Consider the following 23,928-nt stretch of genomic DNA (forward strand, 5'->3'; position numbering starts at 1 on the left):
AAGTGTAGGAATTTTCCTACACTTTTTACTTACATATATTTATATATCTTTTAAAATTATTTTTTAGAATAACACCTTTATCTATAATTTCAAATCCCGATTCATTTATCATTTTATCCATATTTTCAAAGGTTATTATTATTGCTTTATTTGATATTCTTCGTGTTGTATCTATTATTTCCTGTTGCTGAGTAACTGTAGTTTTAGTAAATAGCCCATAAGGCATATCTACAATAGCAATATCAAAATGATCTTTTATATCATGCATGTTACCTTTAATAATAGCTATATCATATCCTAATGCCTTCATATTTTCCTTAGCATTACATGCTATTTGAGGGTTAATCTCATATCCTATTATATCTAATCCCATAGACTTTCCTTCAATTACTACAGTTCCAACACCACAGCAAGGATCTATTATCTTTTTATTCATATCTTGACCAACTGCTATATTAACAATTGCTCTCGCCACTCTTGTACTTAATGCATTAGAATATGAAAATGGCTTTTTATCATGATCATGCCACTTGCAATCATCCTTTTCATATATACCAAATATCCATTTCCCATAAATCTTTATTAATCCTAATATAATTTTAGGATTATGAATATTGGGTATACCATCTATAGCCATACCTATTTTTCTCATAGATTCTAATCTTTCTTTGTAATTAGCTTCATTTTTATCAAGTCTTATAAAGTTCACTTTAAAACCTTCAAAGGACATGTTATCTTCTTTAATTTTTTTAACTACATCTTCAAGCGTATCTTCTACATATATAATCTTTATACAGTGTTTTATAAATGGACTTCTAGATGGACTAATATAAACTTTTGAAAAAAATTCTTTACTATCATCCTCTTTTCCAAATAAATATTTCATCTCCATACGGCATAAACCTTCTTCATACTCTGGATAATTTATAACATAAAAATACTTTTTAAATTCTATATTATTCATTAAAATATACTCCTAATACTTAGTTTAGTAATTTTTTAATTCTTCTACTTCTTTTTCTGTAAGATTACGCCAGTTCCCCTTTTCTATACCAGTTATATTTATATTCATTATTCTTATACGTTTAAGACTTATAACTGTATATCCAAAAGCTCTACTCATTCTTCTTATTTGCTTGTTAAGACCTTGAGTTAATATTATTCTAAAAGTATCATCATTTATTCTACTAACTTTGCAGGGTCTTGTCTTGACTTTTAATATCTCTACTCCCTTTGACATTCCATTTATAAAATCATCATCAAAAGGCTTATCTACTCTAACTATATATTCTTTTTCATGATTATTCTCAGACTCTAATATCTTATTTGCGAGATCTCCATCATTAGTCATTATTATCAAGCCTTCAGATTCCTTATCAAGCCTTCCTACAGGAAATATATAATTCTTATAATTCATGAACTTAATTATATTATTGTCTACATCTTCTGCGGCAGTGCAAGTAATACCTTCTGGCTTATTTAGTGCTATATATACCTTTTCCATAGGTTTTAAAATCTTATTATCTAAAAGTATTTCATCAGTTTCTTCTACCCATTGCCCTTTAATACATAGCTTTCCATTAACTATTATTCTGTTCTCTTCAATAAGTCTATTAGTTTCTTTCCTTGAACAAACTCCATAATTACTAAGTAGTTTATTTATTCTCATCTAAAAATCCTGTCCTTTTAATTAAATTTAATAATCACTTCCAGCTAAATGTCCTGTTGAATATGCTATTTGAAGATTATATCCTCCTGTTTCAGCATCAACATCCATAACTTCTCCTGCAAAGAATAATCCTTTTATTACCTTAGACTCCATAGTTGAAGCATTTATTTCTTTAACATTAACACCTCCACTTGTAACCATAGCTGCCTTTATAGTTAGTGTTTCTTTTACTGTAAGTTTCATTTCTTTTATACAATTAATAAGCTTTAGTTCATCTTCTTTTTTAAGGTCACTAGGCTTAACTTCAGTTAAATTTAGAATTTCTAAAATTTCTTTTATAAAGTTTTGTGGAAGTGAACCTTTTAAATTATTTAGTATACTTTTATTAGGATTACTTCTAATTATCTTAGATATATCCTCTTTAGATTTATCTGATAGGAAATCTAAACTTATTTCCATTTCACCCTCTTCTAGCTCTTTATTAATATAGGAAGATAATTTTAATACTCCTGGACCTGATATACCAAAATGAGTAAAGATCATATCTCCACTAGTTTCAATTTTTCTCTTTTTTATTTTAGTAGTAAATATAACTTCTTTCATTGAAACACCTTGAAGATTTTTTACAAATCCTTCTTTTGTAACTAATGGAATAAGTGCTGCATATAAAGGTTTTATTGTATGCCCATGTTTTTCTAAAATTTCAAACATACTTCCATCTGAACCTGTTTGAGGATGGCTCTTTCCACCAGTTGTTACTATAACTTTATCTGCATATATCTCTTTTCCTTCATTAACTATAACACCTTTAATATCTTCATTTTCTACTATTAAATCTAGAACTTCTGTATTATACATTACATTAACATTATTTTTTGCAAGATCTTTTTTAAATATTTCAATTACCTCTTCTGCTTTATCACTTTCTGTATATACCTTTTGATCATATTCAACCTTATACTTTAAATTATTTTCACTAAAATAGTTTAAAATATCTAAGTTAGAAAAATCATAAAATGCGCTATATAAGAACTTTTTATTACTTACTACCTTATCAAAAAATTCTTCAATATCTCTATTATTTGTTATATTGCATCTTCCACCACCAGTAAGTCTAAGTTTCTTACCAATTTCATTATTTTTTTCAACTAATATTACTTCATTATTTTTTGAAGAAGTGATAGCTGCCATAATACCAGCAGGTCCTCCTCCAACGACTATAACCTTTGCCATAAAATCTTACTCCTATCTTAAGTAAATTTATCTAAATAAATTATTTAATTCATTTTCATATATAATATAATCCCTATATTATACTATATATAAAATTTGAACAAGTATATATAATTTTACTTTTAATAATAAAAATTAAAAAAGTGTAGTATATATACTACACTTTTAGACTTTATTGTTCTCTTATAACTTCTACCATATATCCATCTGGATCAGTTACAAAGTAATATTTAGGCTTCTCACCTGGTAATCCTTTTAAATCTGTAACTTTATATCCAAGTGAAATATGTTTTTCTCTCATTCCTTCTAAATCTTTAACTCCAATAGCCGTATGACTAAATCCATTTCCTATTTCATAAGGCTTTTCAGGATTATAGTTATAAGTAAGTTCTATTTCATATCCGCCAACTTCATTTGATAAATAAACAAGAGTAAATTTATGCTCTGGGAAATCCTTTCTTCTTGTCTCTATAAGTCCTAAACCTTCCTTATAAAACTTTAAAGATTTTTCTAAATCCATAACTCTTATACATGTGTGTAACATTTTCACTGACATATTTACAACTCCTTTTCATAATTATAATAATTATATTTTATCATATAAATTAATATAAAATTTAGTAATATATTAATTTAATATATTGCTTTGTTAAAGGATAATGATTTTCATTTTCGCATATTTTAATATTTATGCTATAATATAAGCATTCTTAATATATTGGGAAGGGGGAGTCTTTCATGTGGATTGTATATGCTATTATGTCTGCTGTATTTGCTGCAATAACTTCAATTTTTGCTAAGATTGGTATTAATGGAATTAATTCAAATTTAGCAACTGCTATTCGTACAATTGTTGTCCTAATCTTAGCTTGGGGAATTGTATTTACTACTGGAACTCATAAAGATATTAAAAACATATCAAATAAAAGTATGCTTTTTTTAATATTATCAGGTCTAGCAACAGGCTTATCATGGTTATTTTATTATAAAGCTATACAAATGGGGCAAGTAACAAGTGTTGTTGCTATAGATAAATTAAGCATTATAATAACAATTGTTTTAGCATTCTTTATACTAAATGAGCAAATAACAGTTAAATCAATTTTTGGAGGTATTTTAATAGCTGCGGGAACGCTTATTATGGTCTTATAATTTATTTACTTAATCTAAGATTGTAGTTTGTTTTTATACAAGTTAATAAATATATAATTCATAAAATAAAGACTTAGATATATAAATATTAAATTCTCTCTAAGTCTTTATAATATTAACCTATATGTTCAATAAGTATCTTTAATCCCATAAGTATTAAAATTATTCCTCCAGCAACTTCTGCATACTTTTGGAGAATACAGCCTAACTTTCTTCCAATTAAAACAGCTATCATACACAATACAAAAGTTGTTATTCCTATTATGGAGATTGCAGGTAATATACTAACATTTAAAAATGCAAAACTTACCCCTACGGCTAATGCATCAATACTTGTGGCTATTGCAAGTAGTGTTAAATTTTTATTACTTAATCCTTTTTCTTCTATTAATTCTTCTTCAACTGAAACTTCATTAGCTATGTCATCTTCATCTAGGCTACAATTTTCTTTTTCTCCTTTAAATGATTCATAAATCATCTTTCCACCAATAGCTCCAAGAAGAATAAATGCGATCCAATGATCAAAAGATTCAATATAATCTCTAAAATACCTTCCAGCAAACCATCCTATAAATGGCATTATAGCTTGAAATCCACCAAAAAATACTGCTATCTTTAAAGCATTTTTAAGTAAATTTTTCTTAAGGCTCATTCCCTTTGCAAGTGCCACAGCAAATGCATCCATAGATAAACCTATTGCCGTCATAAAAATTGATAAAAAACTCATATAATTTCTCCTCTTAATTTATTCTACTCATTTATCACAAAAAAATAAGACTTATGCGTAGCAAAAAAACTACGCATAAGTCTCGCTATTTAATATTAAGCCAGAACCTTTCCCGTTCAATATGTTGACTTAATAACTCTTCACAATTTATTATAGAGCTAACTACTCCCTTATACAAATGAGTATATATTAATTTTACCATATTATATTATCAAAATTCTTTCATGAAATCAATTAAATTTTTAAAATAAACTTATCTATTGCTTTAGCCACTCCACTATTCTCATTAGTACCTGTTATGTAATCAGCATATTTCTTAATTTCTTCCGATGCATTATCCATGACAACAGAAAATCCTGCTTCTTTAAGCATTGATAAATCATTTCCACTATCCCCGATACACATTATCTCTTCTTTTTTTATTCCAAGTTTTTTTGCTAATATTTTAACTGCACTCCCTTTTGACGTACCTTTTGCCGTAAGTTCTGCACACCCTCCCCATGAATAAGCTATATCTACATAATCACTTAATTTATCTATATCTTCTTTAGCATCTTTAATGGTGCTGCTATCTTCATCTTCTATTATTATAAGCTTTAATATATCAGATTCATATTCTTTAAATGCATCTCTAAAATCATCTACTTCATAAAACTTAATTTGTTCATCTATATCTACCCACTCATTCATTACTCTATGGCTATCATCTTCTGGAATTTTAGTATCACTTATTATTCCATAAGGTGTATCAAAATAAGCTAAAAATTTATGTTTTTTTATTACCTCATATATTTTATCTAAGGCTTCTCTATTTAATACAGATTTAAATATAACTTCATCCGTATCTTTTCCCCTTATATAAGCTCCATTTGAACATATTAAAGGTGCCTTTATTCCAGTAATCTTTGCATATATTCTTGCTGATGCAAATATTCTTCCTGTTGATATTGCAATATTAACTCCTAAATCTGTTGCTTCTTTAAGGGCTTTTTTATTTTCCTCACTTACCTCATGATATTTATTTAATAACGTTCCATCCATATCTATACATACTAACTTATACATACTGTTATAAATCCACCTTTCAAACCTTAGATATAAATTTATATCTATTTTGTCATAATATCCCTGTGAAATACACTTTTCATACATCTTAATTATATCACAAACAAAGAGAAGCAATTCAATAATAAATTTCTTAGATTGCTTCTCTTTATTTTCATCATATATTCTTAAATATCATCATAGTGATCATCAAGTTCAATTTCTTCACATGTTTCTAATATGGTATCTAACCCTTCATAATCTTCTAATTTAAGTGATTTGTTGCTATGTTCTAATTTATTTAAAAGAATATTCTTTTCACACTTTAATATATCTGAATCTTTTATTTCTTTAATAACATCATTAGTATTAAACATTTTAATAATCCCGTTTTCATATCCTGATGCAAAATTTGCTTCGCCTTTTGCCAAATCATCATATTCTAAATCATATTGATTGCAGTATTCTTCAATGCTATATTTATTAAATTCTTCAGACATACCAATTGCTTCTCTAATACTATCTACCTGCTTTACTTCTCCTTCTGGAAATAAAATTACTACTCCATCTCTCATATTAAAACCTCCATTAATGTGAATTTATTTATAAATTCATTGTATCTCATAATTAAGATTTAAATAAAAATATTCTATGTATATTTTGTGATATTTAAAATTTAAAATAATATTTTTTCTTCTATAATCTACATGTCATTATAATCTTTAAATGCTTGATCCTAAACATACATTCACTTATAGATTTTACTTATTTATATTTATATTATGAATTAATCATCAATCATTAATAAGCTAATACCTTAGATTAGTCAAGTATTAGGTTTATATTTCATATAATAAAATAATAGCACTATAATTACATAGTTTTTGTAATAACATAAGGAGGGTATAACTATGAATAGCTTAATAGATATTAATCTTGAAAAAAACTTATTTGAACTTGAAAATTCTTTAGATGACAGTGAATTGATTAAGGGATATTTTGAAACAACAAATTGTAGTGCTGAAAAAGAAAGAAAAAGTCCAATCTCAGGTGGAGGACTTTTTGGATATCTATTTTCTGATGAATGGATATGGAATACCCTATTTGTATTAACTAATAAAAATTTATATTTAATTAATACAAAAGAAAACTTTGAAAAAGTTTCTTTAAATAAGATACCTATAGAAAGTATAGCTTCTATAAATGTATTTAAATACAATGAAAATCCAATAATAGAATTGAAAATTAAAGGACAATCAAAAATACAATATACTCCTTTATCAACTAAATATTTAGATGTGCTGAAAAATATAAATAAAGTTAATATTTATGAAAATCAAAAGCCTAAATTAATTAATACTGATAATTTATTATTTTCATATTCTATAGTTGCTGTATTGTTATTAGTTAGCATAATTATATTGTATATTTTAATATAAATTTTTATATTAATATTAATTTATAAGGATTTAAATATTCATAGTCTTTTATTTTATAATAAATTAAAAAGAAACTTCTATAAATTAAGAAGCTTCTTTTTATATTTATTTCATTTTTTCAGGTTCCTTATAGTTTATGCCTTTAGTATCAACTTTAATTGATTCAATAACTACAGGCTCTTCTGGTTTATCATTAGCTCCTGTTTTAACACTTTCAATCTTATGAAGAACATCAAGCCCTTCTGTAATCTTCCCAAAAGCGGCATATTCTCCATCTAAGTGTGATGCTGCTTTTGTCATAATAAAGAACTGACTTCCAGCTGAATCTTTTTCTCTAGACCTTGCCATAGAAAGTATTCCTTCTGTATGCTTTATATCATTATCAAAACCATTTGAAGAAAATTCTCCTTTAATACTATAGCCAGGTCCTCCAGTACCAACACCATCTGGATCTCCACCTTGTATCATAAAATCAGGAATTATTCTATGAAATGTTAAACCATTATAGAAACCACTATTAGCTAATGCTATAAAATTATTAACTGTATTAGGAGCCTTATCTGGATATAATTCTCCTTTCATTGTTCCAAATCCTTTAACTTCAATAGTAACTGTAGGTAAATCTTTTTTATTAACATCATCTTTATTTTCCGTTGATTTATCATTACTATCTTCTACATTATTACCTTGAGCTTTGTTTTCACCTTGCTTGTTACTTCCACATCCAACTAACATAAACCCAGATATCATTAAAGTTAGTAATACTAATAATTTAAACTTCCCTTTTTTCACTAATATATCTCCCCTTTCTTTGTATATATACATATTATACCATGCTATACTTTACATATTAATATAATCATAAAAAATAGGGGAAATATTATAATTTAAAATATTTAATTCCTGACACTACCTTCTATAATTTTAGCCATTTTCAAGCTATAATCTCCCTCTTCAAATAATACTATATTTTTAGAAAATGTATCTAATTCTCTATTCTCATCTTGTACATATCCATAATATTCTATAATCTTTTGATCATTAACTTCATAAAGCATAGGCTCTTTCGGAATAAATCTATTGTTGATATATCTATTTTCTCCATAAAGAAGAATATCACTTAGATTACCTGTCTCTAATTCCATAATTTCATTAAATAATAATATAGCTTCCATATAACTATTTGGTGTTTTATCTCCCTTTATTGCATTCATAAATGAATCTTCCATTTGATTTACCTCTAAGTCTATGCCCTCAAAGTATGTATCAATTAAATTATCTTCAGATGGCATAGGTATCATTCCATATCCCTTAAATGCATGCAACCTATATTTATCTTCAAAGTTATTTTTAATTCTATAAAGGATTAATCTATATCCATCCTTTATCCTTAGAGAACTTTTCTCACTTATTATCTTATTTAGATCAATATCTATAATTCCAGAATAAGTTTCTATATATTCTTTAGTATTTTCCATAGATGTTACATTAAAACACTCTAAATCACAATTACTTTCATTAATAGCTTCCTTAATATTAAATAAAGGCATTTCTGATGTCATTGGTGCTACATAAATTCCACTTTCTCTTATATCTTCAAAATCTAAATGTAATAATCTATAATTCTCATCTAATGCTTCATTTATCTCTTCTTCACTATTTGTATTAAATCCATATCTTTTTAAATGAAGTGAATACATGTAAGCATAGTCTTCATAATCTACAGCCTCTTCTACAACACCTTCTCTATCTAATTCATCTATATATGATTCATACATATCTTTTAATCTATTCATTAGTTATCCTCTTTTCCTTTAATACTCTAATTTATAATAATTATATAATAATACTATTGATATGTATAATTTTTAATCATATATATTTCATCATTATATAAGCATCTAAACTTTTTTTATCCCAATTAAACTTTACTTTTTCTTTTATTACAAACCCTTTATCTAACCAAAACGCAGTAACACTATTATCATATCCATAAACTACATCAATTCTTATCGATTTACTATTAAATTCTTTAGCCATTTTCTCTATTTCATAAAATGCCTTACTTCCAAATCCGCTATTTTTAAATTTATTATCTATCATCAAAAGAGATAAATAAGTCTCATTATCAAATTTCACATCACATACTCCAATAATAATATTATTATATAGAATCTTAAAGCTATCAAAATTCATTTTTTTCATTTCTTTAAGTTCCTTTATAATAAACTCTTTACCTACATCTTCTTTATCTAAGTGTTCTTTTAAAAATTTAGTATTTGAATTATAAATTTTAATTACATTATCTATATCATCTTTTGTGATATAACTAAAACTAACCATTTAATCATCCTCCATAAATTTTCTCTATTCCTTACTTATATCTATGATAAAAAGGCATTGAATTTTCATTCAATGCCTACATATTAAAATTTATCATCTACCATAGACTGCTCATGACTACTTATACAAGTATATCCATCTCTTTTATCTACTGCTAATAATAAAAATAATATCTCTATAACAGCCATAGTAGATAACTTTGAAAATGCAAATTCATCTAAAAACAGTCTCTCTCTTGTAGATGTATTTATTCTATATTTGCATTTACTAGCTAAAGGAGAACTTTCATGATTTGTTATACAAATTGTAGTTGCACCCTTTTCATTTGCAACATCTACTATAGTTAGAAGTCTCTTAGAAGATCCTGTACTTGATACAGCTATTAATACATCTTCTTCAGTTAAACTATAGGAAAAAGCAAGTTGATTTTCCCATATTGAATTTGCCACAGCTCTTATTCCTATTTGATTTAATTTATATGCACCATCTAGAATTATAGGTATTGTATTTCCAACTGCTGCAAATTGAACAATTCTTGCTTTCTTAATGGTCTCTAAAATAGCTTTAACTTCCTTTTCATCCATCATAGATACAGTTTGTTTTAATTCTTCAATTTTATTAGCTAATATATTTTGAATAGATCCCGTTATATTATTTATATCTAAAGTATTTGATATTTTACTTTCTTCTGATGTAACCATTTCTTTTGCAAGGCTTATTTTAAGATGATGAAACCCCTTAAAATTGCACTTTTTGCAAAATCTTATTATAGTAGCTTCACTAACATTACTTTTAGATGCTAATTCTGAAACGGTCATATCAACTACTTTTTCTTGATTGTTTATAACATAATCTGCAATTTTCTTTTCTGCTTCATATAAATTATCATAAACTGCAAAGATTTTATCTAATACGCTTCTTTCTTTATTTTTCAATTTATCATTGCTCCTTTTTAATTATATGAAGTTAATTAAATAATTTTATTCAAAAGGATATTTGATTCCCCATTGCTTTCTAACTTCATCCATTATATCCATTACATCAATGGATAACTTTAATGCCTTTGCCTTCTTTTTATTTTTAATACAATTATTCATTTCCTCTACTTCATAAATCAAAGCCTTCATACCATCCCCAGCTTCTACATTTTCAATTCTTCCATCAAGATAAGTTATTGTGGCTTTATTTGCTCTTGGAAAATCATCAACAGTTATAAATCCATTCTCACAAGCTATAATACCTCTTTTTGGCATCTTAGCTCTCATTGTAAGAGTTATTACAGCCATTTCATCTTCTACATTCTTAAGTATTATTCCTGATTGTTCATCTACACCTGTCTCAAACTTTTTAACTGTTGTTAAAACTTCTTCTGGATTACTTGAAAGGAAGTATCTAGTGAATGATAATGCATAAGTACCAATATCTAAAAGAGCTCCTCCCGCTAAATCTTTATTAAAGAATCTATTAGTTGGATCATTTTCCTTACAACTTCCAAAAGATACTTGAATCATTTTAAGTTTTCCAAGATCTCCATCTCTTATCATATCATTAAGCTTTTTATATAATGGCATATGATATATAGTCATTGCTTCTGCTACAATTAAATTTTTATATTCTGCAAGTTCTACTATCTCTTTTAATTGATCTCCATTAACTGTTATTGCCTTTTCACAGAAAACATGCTTATTATTTTTAAGGCTTTCAATTATATATTCGTAATGATTGCTATGTGGAGTTGATATATATACTACATCTATTTTCTCATCCTTTAGCATTTCTTCATAATTTCCATAAGCCTTCTCCACATTATGTTTTTTTGCAAATTCTTCTGCTTTTTCAAACCTTCTTGAACCTACTGCATAAACACTTCCATTCACTTCATTTATTGCACCTGCAAAATCTGCTGCTATAGTTCCTGGTCCTAATATTCCCCATTTTATATTATTCATATCCTTCACCTCATAAATTATTTATTTTTAGAAATTATTCTAGTTCCCTCTTCCCCGGTAACTAATACCCTTGTAACTTTATTTATAAATAATGAAGTATCTATAACTCCACAAATATTTTTCAAGCTTTTCTCTAATTCATATACATCTTGAATGTATTCAAAGGTTACATCTATTAACAGATTTCCCCCTTCAGTTATTGTATATCTATCTTTTAGTTCCCATCCTCACATATTTTCTATCCTTTAAAACTATAATATTATAATAATAATATTTCGTCAATTGCTTTATACACAAAATAAAATTTCGCTAATACTGATATTTAATTATACTTCTAACTCTAGATTTTATTTGATATTATAGTTCATTTTCTAAAAATAAAAATAAGGAATATATTAAGCTCACTTGCCTAAAATATTCCTTATAATTAGGATTGTTATTTTATTATGCTTATTTATAAATATTCTTATATTTATAGTAAGAATATACAAAAATACTTAAAGTCTTAAATCATTTAACTCTTTATATACATGTTTCGCGTATTCATGACTTCGGCATAAAACCAGTACATTATTATTGCTTGCAACTGTTCCAGCTATTTTTTTATCATCTAATCTATCAATTAATTCTCCTACAGCTGCAGCCATACCATTCATTGTTTTTACTGATATAAAATATTCTTGTATAAAGATACTCAATACTGCATCCTTAAATACACTTTGACATCTCTTTCCGACATCTTCTTGTGTAACTATTATGTATTTATATTCCTTATTACCTGCTGGCTTTCTAATTATATGCATCTCTCTTAAGTCTCTTGATAAGGTAGCTTGAGTAACATTAATTCCACGGCGCTTTAGTTTCATAACTAATTCATCTTGTTTACCAATCTCTTCATTTTCTATTATATCTAGTATCTCTTCGCGTCTTCTTTTCTTTAGTTCATTTTCCATAATACTCTACTCCTCTTCGTAAAATACTATTTCTTGATGCTAAACTAAACATAGCAATTTTAGTTTAGCATCATTAAATTTAAGTTTAAATTAATACTATCTTACTATTTTAGTTCCTGATTCTCCAACTAAGGCATCATTAGCTCTCTTAAGTGATGCAATAATAGCTGTTTTGTTTTCTCCTGATTCTGTAAACTTCTTACAAGCTTCAACTTTAGGTAACATACTACCTGGAGCAAATTGACCTTCTTCAATATACTTGTCTACTTCTTCAAGATTAATTTCTACTAACTCTTTTTGATTAGGTTTATTGTAATTTACACAAACTCTATCTACTGCTGTAAGTATTAATAATATATCAGCATCTAGTATTTCTGCTAATTTCTCTGCTGCAAAATCTTTATCTATAACTGCTGGGACCCCAACAAGCTCATCGCCTTCTCTAATTACTGGTATTCCACCACCGCCACAAGCAATAACTACGAATCCATCGTTAACCATTGTCTTTATAGCTTCTTTTTCAACAATATCAATAGGTTTTGGTGAAGCAACAACTCTTCTATAGCCTCTTCCAGCATCCTCTTTCATTACATATCCTTTATCTTTTTCTAGCTTTTCAGCTTCTTCTTTAGTATAGAAAGATCCTATTGGTTTTGTTGGATTTTGGAATCCTTTATCATTTTTATCTACAACTACTTGAGTTACAACAGTCTCAACTGATTTTTTTATATTCTTTTTATTTAATTCTTCTAAAATTGCATTTTGCAAATGATATCCAATATAACCTTGTGAGAATGCACCTACAACATCAAATGGGAATAGTGTATTATTATGATCAGCTTGATATGCTGCTTCTATACTTGCAAGTATTTGTCCTACTTGTGGACCATTTCCATGTACTATTGAAACTTGATGTCCAGCTTCTATTAATTTAACTACTGATTTTGCAGTTTCCTTACAAGTCTTTAATTGACTTTCTGCACTTTTATCCTTTGGATCTGATTGTAATGCATTTCCACCTAACGCTAAAACTATTTTCATCTTTTGTTCCTCCTTACAATTTCCAAATTATACTTTTATCTTTTGTTTAGTATTTAGTATTTTTTATCTTTATCTTTTGTTTGCTTTTAATCTACTTATCTTTTGTTTATATAGCTTTATATTTATATAGCTCTTATCTTTTGTTTAGTAAGTTTTATATACTTATAGTTCCATTTACTAGTAAAACTACCGCTATTATAGCAATTACAATTACTCCTATTGCAATTCCAAATTCTGTTCCTTTAAATACTTTTCCATCTTTATCATTTTGTTTCTTTGCAATATAGTAGAATATAATACCAATTGCATAAAGGATAAAGCATAGCAATAAGTATTTTAACCCGGCTGCATAACATAACCATATAGCATATACAGTAGCAATCGTTGCACAAATTTTATCTCTTGTTCTTCCTACTGGATTAACATCATAAGTTTCTCCAGTTATTGTAAGCTTAAGTCCATACATGGCACTTAAAAGATATGGTACAAGTATCGCTGTACTTGCTACTGAATATAATGCTTGATAAGTACTACTAGCTACTAATGTTAATACTAAAAATACTTCAACTAAAATATTTGTAATTATTAATGAAGCTGCTGGTGCTCCATTTTTATTTGTTTTTGCAAATATCTTAGGTAAAACACCATCTTTTGCAGCTACAAATGGAATTTCAGCACATAATAATGACCATCCAAGTAATGATCCAAATAATGAAATTATTAAACCTATATTTATAAGAACTGCTCCCCATTTACCAACAGCAAACTCTAAAACATATGCCATTGATGGATTGTTAAGTCCTGAAAGGTCAACTCTATTCATAACACCTAAAGACATTAATGAAATTAAAAGGTATATACATAAAGTTCCTATAAGTCCTATTACAGTTGCTTTACCAACATCACTTTGTTTTTTAGCTCTACCAGATACAACTACTGCACCTTCAATACCTATAAAACACCATAATGTTACTAACATAGTATTCTTTGCTTGATCTAGTACACTCCCTATATCTGTAGTACCCCAGAATTCAAATGTGAAGTTATGTAAATTAAATGCAAATATTGCAGCAACTATAAATACACAAATAGGCACTAATTTTGCTATAGTAGTAATTAAGTTTACAAGGGCTGCTCCACTTACACCTTTAAGTATTAATGCAGTAAATGCCCAAACTAATATTGAAGCTCCAATAATTGATGGTAAGTTATTACCTTCTCCAAATACTGGTGCAAAATATCCAATTGCTCCAAATAGTAATACTGAGTAAGATACATTACCAATCCATGCACTTAACCAATATCCCCATGCAGAGTTGAATCCTATGTACTCACCAAAACCAGCTTTTGCATAACTATATACACCACCACTTAGCTCTGGCTTTCTATTTGCTAATGTTTGGTAAACAAAAGCAAGTGCTATCATACCAATACCAGTTATAATCCAACCTAAAATAATTGCGCCTGTACCTGCTCCTCTTGCCATATCAGATGGTAAATTAAATGCTCCACCACCTATCATAGATCCAACAATTAATGCCGCTAGAGATGCAAATCCAAGATTCCTTTGTTCACCAGTTGATTTTTCTTCTGACATTACTATCACTCCTTATTCAGTTTGATTTTAGGGAAAATTTTAGTCGACTATTAATTAATAGCCGACTAGTGCTTTGATTATTTTCCTGCTGTAGCTACCATTACGGCTTTTATAGTATGCATTCTATTTTCAGCTTCATCAAATACTACTGAATTTTTACTTCTGAATACTTCATCCTCAACTTCTCTAATGTCGCATCCTAATCTCTTTTGTATATCTACTGCAACTTCAGTATCTAAGTCATGGAATGATGGTAAGCAATGCATGAATAATGTATTCTTGTTACCAGTTTTATTCATCATTTCTCTTGTAACTTTATATGGTGAAAGTAATTTAACTCTTTCTGGATATAAGTTTTCATCTTCTCCCATTGATACCCAAATATCAGTATATATAACATCAGCACCTTTAACTGCTTCATCAACATTATCAGTTACTTCAATTATAGCTCCTGTTTGTTTTGAGTATTCTTGCATTTCTTTTACTATTTCTTGATCTGGATCTAAGCTCTTTGGTCCTAATGCTACAAAGTGCATTCCCATTTTAGCTGCACCATACATTAAAGCATAGCTCATATTATTTCTTATATCCCCTGTAAATACTAACTTTATTTCACTAAGTGGTTTATGTGCATGTTCTTCTATTGTAAGAAGGTCAGCTAATATTTGAGTTGGGTGGTCTACGTCAGTTAATCCATTCCAAACAGGAACTCCTGCATGTTTTGCTAAAGATTCAACAGTTGCTTGGCTGAATCCTCTAAACTCAATACCATCGTACATTCTTCCAAGTACTTTTGCAGTATCTTCTATTGATTCTTTTTTACCCATTTGTGAATTTGTTAAGAAAGTTACATGTGCTCCTTCTTCTGCTGCTCCACATTCAAAAGCACATCTAGTTCTAGTTGATGTTTTTTCAAATAATAATACTACATTTTTACCTTTTAAGCTGTCTCCTAAGATTCCTGCTCTCTTTTTAGCTTTTAAATCATGTGATAAGTCTAAAAGATATCTAATTTCTGCTGGTGTAAAATCCTTTAATGTTAAAAAACTTCTTCCTTTTAAATTAACTGCCATTTTAATTTCCTCCTTAGTTTTAAACCTAAGTGTTTACTCTCCATACTCTAATTGAATCAAAGAGAGTAAACACTACATGTATTTTTTATATTTAATTTTTTAATAAGCTATTTTTATAAATCTTCTCTTATTAGTGGCATTGACATACATCTTGGGCCACCTCTTCCTCTTGAAAGTTCTGATGATGGAATTACATGTAATTTTATTCCATACTCTTCTAATATTCCGTTTGTTACATAGTTTCTTGAATAAACTACAACTTCACCTGGTGCTATTGCAAGAGTATTTGAACCATCATTCCATTGTTCTCTAGCTGCGATGATTTCATCACCACCACCACATTTAATTAATGTAACTTTTCTATCTAAATATTTGCTTAATATATTTTCTAAAGTATCTACTTCTTTTACAGTTTTAAGTGCTCCTTCATGTTCTGGATCCTTAGTTATTGCATAAACATTTAAAGGTCCTACAATTCCTGGATGAACTGTAAATTTATCATAATCAACTTGAGTAAATACTGTATCTAAATGCATGAATGCTCTACTTACTGGTATTTGGAAAGCTAGTACAGTTTTAAATGTTGAATCATTATTGAATAATAGTCTTTTAGCTAGTTTTTCAACTGAAGCTGAATCAGTTCTTTGTGAAATACCAACTGCTAAAGTATCTTTTGATAATATTAATTCGTCTCCACCTTCAATTGAAGTATTTTCATCTCTGTTAAACCAGAAAGGAACTTCTTTACCTTTAAATCTTGGGTGATTTTCGAATATGTATTTCGCAAATATTGTTTCTCTATTTCTAGTTTCTGTTCTCATGTGATTTAATGTAATACCATGTCCAATTGTTGCAAATGGATCTCTTGTAAAATAAAGATTTGGCATTGGATCACAAACAAATGGATAAGTGTTATTTACTAAGTCATATAATGAATCTCTATTATATTCTTTAAGTTCTTCTTTTCTAACACCTGCCATCATCTTATCAACCATAGCTTTATTTTCAAAACTTAAGAAATATCTAGTTAAAGCATCTTTTAAAGACTCACTTTCAACTCCTGCTTCATCTATAAATTGACTTATAAATTTCATTTTTACTTTTTCATCAGTAGCTATTGCTTCTGCAGCAAGTACTTCTAAATAAAGAACTTCAACTCCTGCATCTCTTAGAGTTTGTGCAAATGCATCATGTTCTTCTCTTGCAATTTTTAAATATGGAATATCATCAAAAAGTAATCTGTCTAACAAATCTGGTGTTAAATTTTCAACCTCTTCTCCAGGTCTGTGTAATAGTACAGTTTTTAATCTTCCAATTTCTGAGGTAACATTTAAAGCTCTTTCTCCCATAATATTATCGCTCCTTTTTCTTTTGTAATTTGCAAACAATTCTGCGGGGTCAATCACAATTGATTAACACTGTTTACAGTTTTTATTATATATACCTGTTATAACGCTTACAAACCATTTTATGGAATAAAATGCATAGCATTTTTCAATTTTATTCATTCTATGAATTAAAACTTGCATTATTAAATAATATAATAATGTAAAATTCTCTCTATTCATTGCTTTATCACGTTAAAATATTAACTATCCAAAATGAATAATTTATGCATAAACTTGGAATAAATTTATTTATATTTTTTCTATTTTTTCTATTTTATTATATAACCTTCTCTATTTTTTCAGTAATTCCAATATATTCTCATACATTTTCATACATATTTGATATCCATTATCAAATAAATGCAAATAAATAGGAGAATAATATATTATCCTCCTATTTATTTCTTATTTTATATGTGGCTTATTCCATAAACTTTTTATACTTACTCCATTTTTTATTCCTTGATAAATCCAACCATAACTTCCACCAAGTAAAAATACCCTTTTATTTAATTTTGCTGTAACAAATATATGCCATTTTTTTATTATATATCTATATTCTCTTTATATATTTCTCTTCTTCTTCAGTAATATTACCTAAGTATATATTCTTTACTTTACCTCTAAGTAGCCTATATGCATCTTTCATTTCTTCTAATGATGTCATTTCTTTTGTCATTTTATAATTTGGAAAATACCTTGATAAATGAATAGGTATATTCACATCTATACTTTCTATAAAGTTTCCTAACTCTTCTATAAAGCTATTATTTGTATTTTCTCCTGTAACTAGAAGTGTAGTAATTTCAACATGTATTCCACTTTTACTAGCTACCCTTATAATATCTTTGACAGGTTCTATACGGCCTTTGCATAATTTATTGTAATAATCATTATCTCCTTTTAAATCAATATTCATTGCATCAATAAATGGTGCTAATTTTTTAAAAGGCTCTTTGTTTATATATCCATTAGTTACTAAAACTATTTTTTTATCTTTATTCAATTCCTTTATTCTTTTTGAAACATCATATACAAATTCATAAAAAATGCTAGGTTCATTGTATGTAAATGCTACTCCTAGATTATCAAAAGTTGAACATACAAGTTCTGAAACCTCTTCAACTGTCATTTTCTTTGATTTAGGCATATACTGAGAAATAGAATAGTTTTGGCAAAATGAACATTTAAAATTGCATCCAAATGATCCTATAGATAATATTTTACTTCCCTTATAAAATTCATATAATGGCTTCTTTTCTATTCTATCCATAGAAATACTAGTTATTTCACCATAATTTATTGTGTATAACTTAAGTTCTCCGCATACTGAACTACTTTTCCTTACTCCACATATTCCAAGATAACCATCTTTAATTAAGCACCTATGAGGGCATAAATTACACCTTATCTTTCCGTCTTCTATATTATAGAATCGAGCTTCTTTCACTGCTTTAATCTACCTCCTCAAATCTGTCTACCTTAAATCTTTTTAATATATAGTTTTCGAAAGGAGATATATTTCCTTTTTGAAGAGCTATGGAAACTTGTGTATCTGCATCTTCTATACCTTCTAAATTAGGTAATAGCAATCCCATATTCTCCTCATTTTGAACTATAACACCATATATCTTAGGATCTAAATCTTCCTTTTTACAAATTTCACTTTCATGCAATATATCTACTGATATATCACATTCTAACAATTCATCTTTTCTTAGCTCTGAAAACCTTGGATCATTAAATGCAGCACTTAATGAATTTTTTATAATTTCATTACCTATACATTCTGTTGTAGGCTTTATAGTTCCTACACAGCCTCTTAGATCTCCTCTTATCTTTAAAGATACAAATACACCTCTCCTACTTCCTAACAACTCTTCATCTTTTATATCTTTATATCTTACAGAGGCTCTCGTATTAAAGAAATTTTCTATATTTAATCTAGCAAGTCTTGTATAAGGATTACCTTCTCTTTTTCTTCGTCTGTGTCGTTCTTCCTTCTCAAAGATTAAATTATTATATAATGACTTTCCATTTTCAACATCAAACTTCATAACAGCATACCCTACACCAAAAGGTGCTTCATAGCTTAATAAGTTTCCTTTAACTTTCACTCCATCTAATACACCTGCTAATACATAAAGAGATCTTAATCCACATTCCCCTGCTTCTAAAATCAACTTTGCATCTATCTTAAATAATCCTTCTATATTCCCACGCTCCAATATACCTATTAGCTCTCTATCAAATTTTTTGCCATAAGGGCTATAATCATATGGACCGTCTTCACTTAGTCTATGTGATAAATCTCCTGATGATATAAATGCAGTCTTCTCACCCATTTCTTCTGCCGCCTTTTTTATTTGCATTCCAAATTTATACAATTCAATAGGTGATAGAAGTCCATATGTTATATGAACTATTTTATACTGCTTATTTCTTAGGATATTATAAAGTGGAACTAGTGCTCCATGATCAAGTTCTACTCTTACATTATATAATTTAGCTTTATCTTTATTTAAATTAACTACTGGAATTTCTTCTTCCATGCAGTATTCTAAAATTTTTTTAGTAATATCTCTATCTATCTTTAAATCATAATATACATTACTTGCTCCAAACCTACTTAAATCACCCTCTATATTATAATCATCTATTATACATACTCCATCTCTAAATACATTCCCATGTGGTGTTATTATAATTATTGTTTCAACATTATTATGTTTTATCTCTTTCCCTATAAATTCACAAGACTTAATAGTTTTCCTTATCTCTTCTTCTTTCCCATTGCCTACTTCTGGTATCATAATTGGTGGGTGGGGCATTAAATAATATCCTTTCATTCTATACTCCTTCTTTCCTAGAATAACTAGTAATTTATACTATATTTATTATTTTTCTTATAAGTATTATTATCATTGTTCTTCTTAACTATTAATAAAAAATACTTTTTTTCCTTTATTATAATAATGTATCTTATTACTTTGTTTTTCTCTAAGTATGATAAGTTTATTGATTCTTTTATTATTTATCTAAATTGCTTAATCTTATATAAGCTATATTTTTATAAATAAAAAGAGCCTATATTAATATAAGCTCTTTTTGTTAATTTCTCATTATAATATATGAAAGATAAACAACATATACAAGTATTAAAACTGTTCCTTCTAGTCTGTTTAGCTTCTTTATCTCTTTATCTTTATTAAAGAATATTATGATTCCTATAATTATAGTTACTATTATTAGGAATAACAAGTCCATATAGAGGTTTCCTGTTACAACTATTGGGTTAATAGTTGATGATAATCCTAGTATAAGTAATATATTAAATATATTAGATCCGAGTACATTTCCTATTGCAATTTCATTTTCCCCTTTAAGAGCTGCAACTATAGATGTCACAAGTTCTGGAAGAGAAGTTCCAACTGCTACAATTGTAAGTCCAACTAGTTTTTCACTCATTCCTATGGAATAGGCTATATTTGTAGCTGAATCAACTACAAACTTTCCACCAAGTACAATTCCAATTATTCCAACTATAATCTTTATAATATTTGGTCCTATCCTTATATTGGTAATAGCTGCTTTTGACTCCATATCTGTGTCCCTAGAACCCTTATCTTTAATAGCACTCCTTATTAACACTATAGTGTAAATTATACATAATAATAGTAATATTAATCCGTCTATTCTTGATATTAGTCCATCTTTTCCATTAAAACTAATTCCAAAGGCAATTATATAAAGTATTATTGCAACTAATATATTAACAAAAAAATCTCTCTTTACAATTCTCTTTCTAATTATAAGTGGCATTGCAATAGCTGTACCTCCAAGAACAACTAATGTATTAAATATGTTAGAACCTAAAACATTACCTATTGCAATTCCATTATTTCCTTGAAGAGCTGATATTGAACTTACTGCAAGTTCTGGTGCGCTTGTTCCAAGTGAAACAATAGTAAGTCCAACTATAACTGATGGTATCCCTATCTTTTTTGCTATACTTGATGATCCATCAACAAAAATATCTGCTCCTTTTATTAAAAGAATAAACCCTATAATTAAAATAACTATATTAATGATATTATTCATCACTATTACTCCCTTATATACCTTACTTTACAAAGTTATTTATCTTTTTAACCAGTACTTGAACCTTCTTTTGCTCCTCTGACCCTTCTTCAAATCCTAAACAATTTATAGCATAGTTTTCTATAATTAATCCACCAACATTGTTTATGGCAGATCTTATTGCTGCAACTTGAACAAGAACATCACCGCAACAAGCATTCTTTTCCATCATTCCTTGTATTCCTTTAACTTGCCCCTCGATCCTTCTTAGTCTATTCATTATATCTTTTCTGAGCTTTTCATTATGCTCATCAAAAATTAACATATCTTTATCATTTTCCATTTTAGAACATCCTCCTTATACCTCTAGGTGGTATTTTCTTCATTCTTATATTCTACATTATTTTTTTTAATTTTAAAAGCCATTAATATTGTACACTTTTTCTTTACAAAATATAATAGTACTATTAAACTTATTCTTAGCAATATATTTTTAGGAGGATAAAATGAGTATAGTTACTGTTAAAGAGATGAACCATGGATTTGGTGATAGAGCTATTTTTGAAGATGTTTCTTTTAGACTTTTAAAAGGAGAACACGTTGGGCTTATTGGTGCAAATGGTGAAGGTAAGTCTACCTTTATGAATATAATCACAGGTAAACTTATGCCTGATGAAGGAAAAGTTATTTGGTCAAACAATGTACGTGTTGGATATATGGACCAGCATGCTGTTTTAAATAAAGGTACTTCTATCAGAGATGCCTTAAGAGAAGCTTTTAGATATTTATTTGACTTAGAAGCTGAAATGAATTCACTTTATGAAAAAATGGGTGAGGTTTCAGAAGATGAACTAAACAAAATGCTTGAAAGAACTGCTGTTATTCAAGATATGCTTGATAATAATGGTTTTTATATGATAGATGCAAAAATTGATGAAGTCGCAAAAGGTCTTGGTCTTTTAGATTTAGGACTTGAAAAAGATGTAGATGATTTATCAGGAGGTCAAAGAACTAAAATACTACTTGGAAAACTTCTTTTAGAGAATCCTGACATATTACTTCTAGATGAACCTACTAACTATCTAGATGAAGAACATATAGAATGGCTTAAGAGATATCTACAAAGTTATGAAAATGCATTTATACTTATATCTCACGATATACCATTTTTAAATGATGTTATTAACTTAATATATCATGTTGAAGAAAGAAAACTTACAAGATATGTTGGTGACTATTATGAATTTAAAAGAAAACATGAAGAAAACAAGAAAAGACTTGAAATAGCTTATGAAAAGCAACAAAAAGAAATAGCAAGACTTGAAGATTTCGTTGCTAGAAATAAGGCAAATGTTGCAACAACTGGTATGGCAAAGTCAAGACAAAAGAAATTAGATAAAATGGATAGAATAGAGCTTTCAAAAGAAAAACCAAAACCTGAATTTGATTTTAAATATTCAAGAACATCAGTAAAAACTATCTTTGAAACTAAAGATTTAGTAATTGGATATAGTGAACCTCTTACAAAACCTCTTAATCTTTATATGGAAAGAGGTCAAAAGATAGCTTTAGTTGGTGCTAATGGTCTTGGTAAGTCTACTCTACTTAAGAGTTTACTTGGAAAAGTTAAGCCACTATCTGGTGAAGTTATGCTTGGAGATTATCAAAATATAGGATATTTTGAACAAGAAGATAGAGAAGAAAATAATAATACTTGTATAGAAGAAGTTTGGAATGAGTTCCCAAGCAAAACTCAATATGAAATAAGAGCTGCCCTTGCTAAATGTGGACTTACAACTAAACAACTTGAATCTAAGATAAGAGTTTTATCTGGAGGAGAGGCTGCAAAAGTTAGACTTTGTAAAATACTTAATACTGCAACTAATATTCTTATCTTCGATGAGCCTACTAACCACTTAGATGTAGATGCTAAAGATGAACTTAAGAGAGCTTTAAAAGAATATAAAGGATCAATACTTCTAGTATCACACGAACCAGAATTCTATAAAGATATAGTTACAGAAGTTTGGAACTGTGAAGATTGGACATTAAAAATCATATAATAATTCTAGAATTTAAAGAGTTAGCGTAAAAGCTAGCTCTTTTTCTTAAATTATTTATAATTAATAGGTAGAATTGTAATGTAAATATAAGTTTTATTTTTATTTATATATTGATTGCTATACTAATTTTATTTATAAAACTTCTTAGGATAATTTGACTTTTAAAATAATATAATT

At 27.9% G+C, this 23,928-nt stretch carries 24 protein-coding genes and 1 pseudogene; 3 read left to right on the plus strand and 22 right to left on the minus strand.

What is annotated here, in order from left to right; translation table 11 throughout:
- Positions 1–25: 25 nt before the first annotated feature.
- The 4 genes from JOC62_RS06165 to gloA form a co-directional block, all read right to left on the minus strand.
- Positions 26–964, minus strand: coding sequence for a TRM11 family SAM-dependent methyltransferase (locus JOC62_RS06165; protein WP_204594348.1), 939 nt, complete (start codon positions 962–964; stop codon positions 26–28).
- A 24-nt stretch (positions 965–988) separates the two neighbouring features.
- Complete coding sequence (locus JOC62_RS06170; protein ID WP_204594349.1) at positions 989–1,669, minus strand: 23S rRNA pseudouridine(2604) synthase RluF; 681 nt, start codon at positions 1,667–1,669, stop codon at positions 989–991.
- 27 nt (positions 1,670–1,696) lie between these two features.
- Positions 1,697–2,902 (minus strand): BaiN/RdsA family NAD(P)/FAD-dependent oxidoreductase, encoded by a 1,206-nt coding sequence (locus JOC62_RS06175; protein WP_204594350.1) that lies wholly within the window; start codon positions 2,900–2,902, stop codon positions 1,697–1,699.
- 172 nt (positions 2,903–3,074) lie between these two features.
- Positions 3,075–3,458 (minus strand): lactoylglutathione lyase, encoded by a 384-nt coding sequence (gloA, locus tag JOC62_RS06180; protein WP_204594351.1) that lies wholly within the window; start codon positions 3,456–3,458, stop codon positions 3,075–3,077.
- A 182-nt stretch (positions 3,459–3,640) separates the two neighbouring features.
- On the opposite strand from gloA, the gene JOC62_RS06185 reads away from it, so the two are divergent.
- Complete coding sequence (locus JOC62_RS06185; RefSeq protein ID WP_204594352.1) at positions 3,641–4,054, plus strand: EamA family transporter; 414 nt, start codon at positions 3,641–3,643, stop codon at positions 4,052–4,054.
- Positions 4,055–4,169: 115 nt separating this feature from the next.
- Here the strand turns inward: JOC62_RS06185 and JOC62_RS06190 are convergent, their stop codons facing one another.
- The 3 genes from JOC62_RS06190 to JOC62_RS06200 all read right to left on the minus strand — a co-directional run bounded on the left by JOC62_RS06190 (position 4,170) and on the right by JOC62_RS06200 (position 6,400).
- The gene (locus JOC62_RS06190) at positions 4,170–4,781 is read right to left on the minus strand and encodes a manganese efflux pump MntP (protein ID WP_204594353.1); all 612 of its coding nucleotides are present in this window, start codon (positions 4,779–4,781) and stop codon (positions 4,170–4,172) included.
- Positions 4,782–5,015: 234 nt separating this feature from the next.
- On the minus strand, positions 5,016–5,846 hold the full coding sequence (locus tag JOC62_RS06195) for a Cof-type HAD-IIB family hydrolase (RefSeq protein WP_204594354.1): 831 nt from the start codon (positions 5,844–5,846) through the stop codon (positions 5,016–5,018).
- Positions 5,847–6,013: 167 nt separating this feature from the next.
- Complete coding sequence (locus tag JOC62_RS06200; RefSeq protein ID WP_204594355.1) at positions 6,014–6,400, minus strand: hypothetical protein; 387 nt, start codon at positions 6,398–6,400, stop codon at positions 6,014–6,016.
- Between the two features lie 336 nt (positions 6,401–6,736).
- Here JOC62_RS06200 and JOC62_RS06205 point away from each other — a divergent pair, with 336 nt between their 5' ends.
- Positions 6,737–7,264 carry a hypothetical protein gene (locus JOC62_RS06205; protein ID WP_204594356.1) on the plus strand — a complete coding sequence of 176 codons (528 nt, stop codon included), beginning with the start codon at positions 6,737–6,739 and terminating at the stop codon, positions 7,262–7,264.
- A 105-nt stretch (positions 7,265–7,369) separates the two neighbouring features.
- Here the strand turns inward: JOC62_RS06205 and JOC62_RS06210 are convergent, their stop codons facing one another.
- The 15 genes and pseudogenes from JOC62_RS06210 to JOC62_RS06280 form a co-directional block, all read right to left on the minus strand.
- Entirely contained in the window at positions 7,370–8,089 is a 720-nt protein-coding gene (locus JOC62_RS06210; protein ID WP_423882972.1) for a peptidylprolyl isomerase, read from the minus strand.
- A gap of 71 nt (positions 8,090–8,160) precedes the next feature.
- Positions 8,161–9,060: a hypothetical protein gene (locus JOC62_RS06215; protein ID WP_204594357.1), complete on the minus strand. Its 900-nt coding sequence runs from the start codon at positions 9,058–9,060 to the stop codon at positions 8,161–8,163.
- 76 nt (positions 9,061–9,136) lie between these two features.
- Entirely contained in the window at positions 9,137–9,607 is a 471-nt protein-coding gene (locus tag JOC62_RS06220) for a GNAT family N-acetyltransferase (RefSeq protein WP_204594358.1), read from the minus strand.
- A gap of 83 nt (positions 9,608–9,690) precedes the next feature.
- Positions 9,691–10,542, minus strand: a complete 852-nt coding sequence (locus JOC62_RS06225) for a MurR/RpiR family transcriptional regulator (protein ID WP_204594359.1) — start codon at positions 10,540–10,542, stop codon at positions 9,691–9,693.
- Positions 10,543–10,587: 45 nt separating this feature from the next.
- Positions 10,588–11,556: a Gfo/Idh/MocA family protein gene (locus tag JOC62_RS06230; RefSeq protein ID WP_204594360.1), complete on the minus strand. Its 969-nt coding sequence runs from the start codon at positions 11,554–11,556 to the stop codon at positions 10,588–10,590.
- 17 nt (positions 11,557–11,573) lie between these two features.
- Positions 11,574–11,759 (minus strand): annotated as a pseudogene (locus JOC62_RS06235) (ribose-5-phosphate isomerase A); the annotation flags it as partial.
- A gap of 294 nt (positions 11,760–12,053) precedes the next feature.
- A complete protein-coding gene (locus JOC62_RS06240; protein ID WP_204594361.1) occupies positions 12,054–12,509 on the minus strand; it encodes an arginine repressor in 456 nt (151 codons plus the stop codon).
- Positions 12,510–12,605: 96 nt separating this feature from the next.
- Complete coding sequence (arcC, locus tag JOC62_RS06245; protein ID WP_204594362.1) at positions 12,606–13,550, minus strand: carbamate kinase; 945 nt, start codon at positions 13,548–13,550, stop codon at positions 12,606–12,608.
- A 154-nt stretch (positions 13,551–13,704) separates the two neighbouring features.
- Positions 13,705–15,147 carry an arginine-ornithine antiporter gene (gene arcD / locus JOC62_RS06250; RefSeq protein ID WP_204594363.1) on the minus strand — a complete coding sequence of 481 codons (1,443 nt, stop codon included), beginning with the start codon at positions 15,145–15,147 and terminating at the stop codon, positions 13,705–13,707.
- A gap of 77 nt (positions 15,148–15,224) precedes the next feature.
- Positions 15,225–16,220 carry an ornithine carbamoyltransferase gene (gene argF, locus JOC62_RS06255; RefSeq protein WP_204594364.1) on the minus strand — a complete coding sequence of 332 codons (996 nt, stop codon included), beginning with the start codon at positions 16,218–16,220 and terminating at the stop codon, positions 15,225–15,227.
- A gap of 113 nt (positions 16,221–16,333) precedes the next feature.
- Positions 16,334–17,572, minus strand: coding sequence for an arginine deiminase (arcA, locus tag JOC62_RS06260; protein ID WP_204594426.1), 1,239 nt, complete (start codon positions 17,570–17,572; stop codon positions 16,334–16,336).
- 589 nt (positions 17,573–18,161) lie between these two features.
- Positions 18,162–19,058, minus strand: coding sequence for a radical SAM protein (locus JOC62_RS06265; RefSeq protein ID WP_204594365.1), 897 nt, complete (start codon positions 19,056–19,058; stop codon positions 18,162–18,164).
- Positions 19,059–19,062: 4 nt separating this feature from the next.
- Positions 19,063–20,457: an AmmeMemoRadiSam system protein A gene (gene amrA / locus JOC62_RS06270; RefSeq protein WP_204594366.1), complete on the minus strand. Its 1,395-nt coding sequence runs from the start codon at positions 20,455–20,457 to the stop codon at positions 19,063–19,065.
- A gap of 262 nt (positions 20,458–20,719) precedes the next feature.
- Positions 20,720–21,697, minus strand: coding sequence for a calcium/sodium antiporter (locus JOC62_RS06275; protein WP_204594427.1), 978 nt, complete (start codon positions 21,695–21,697; stop codon positions 20,720–20,722).
- A 34-nt stretch (positions 21,698–21,731) separates the two neighbouring features.
- Entirely contained in the window at positions 21,732–22,031 is a 300-nt protein-coding gene (locus tag JOC62_RS06280) for a metal-sensitive transcriptional regulator (protein ID WP_243425026.1), read from the minus strand.
- 163 nt (positions 22,032–22,194) lie between these two features.
- Here JOC62_RS06280 and JOC62_RS06285 point away from each other — a divergent pair, with 163 nt between their 5' ends.
- The gene (locus tag JOC62_RS06285) at positions 22,195–23,751 is read left to right on the plus strand and encodes an ABC-F family ATP-binding cassette domain-containing protein (RefSeq protein ID WP_204594367.1); all 1,557 of its coding nucleotides are present in this window, start codon (positions 22,195–22,197) and stop codon (positions 23,749–23,751) included.
- The last annotated feature ends 177 nt before the right edge of the window (positions 23,752–23,928 follow it).

The organism is Clostridium sardiniense, from assembly GCF_016907995.1.
GTDB lineage: Bacteria > Bacillota > Clostridia > Clostridiales > Clostridiaceae > Clostridium > Clostridium sardiniense.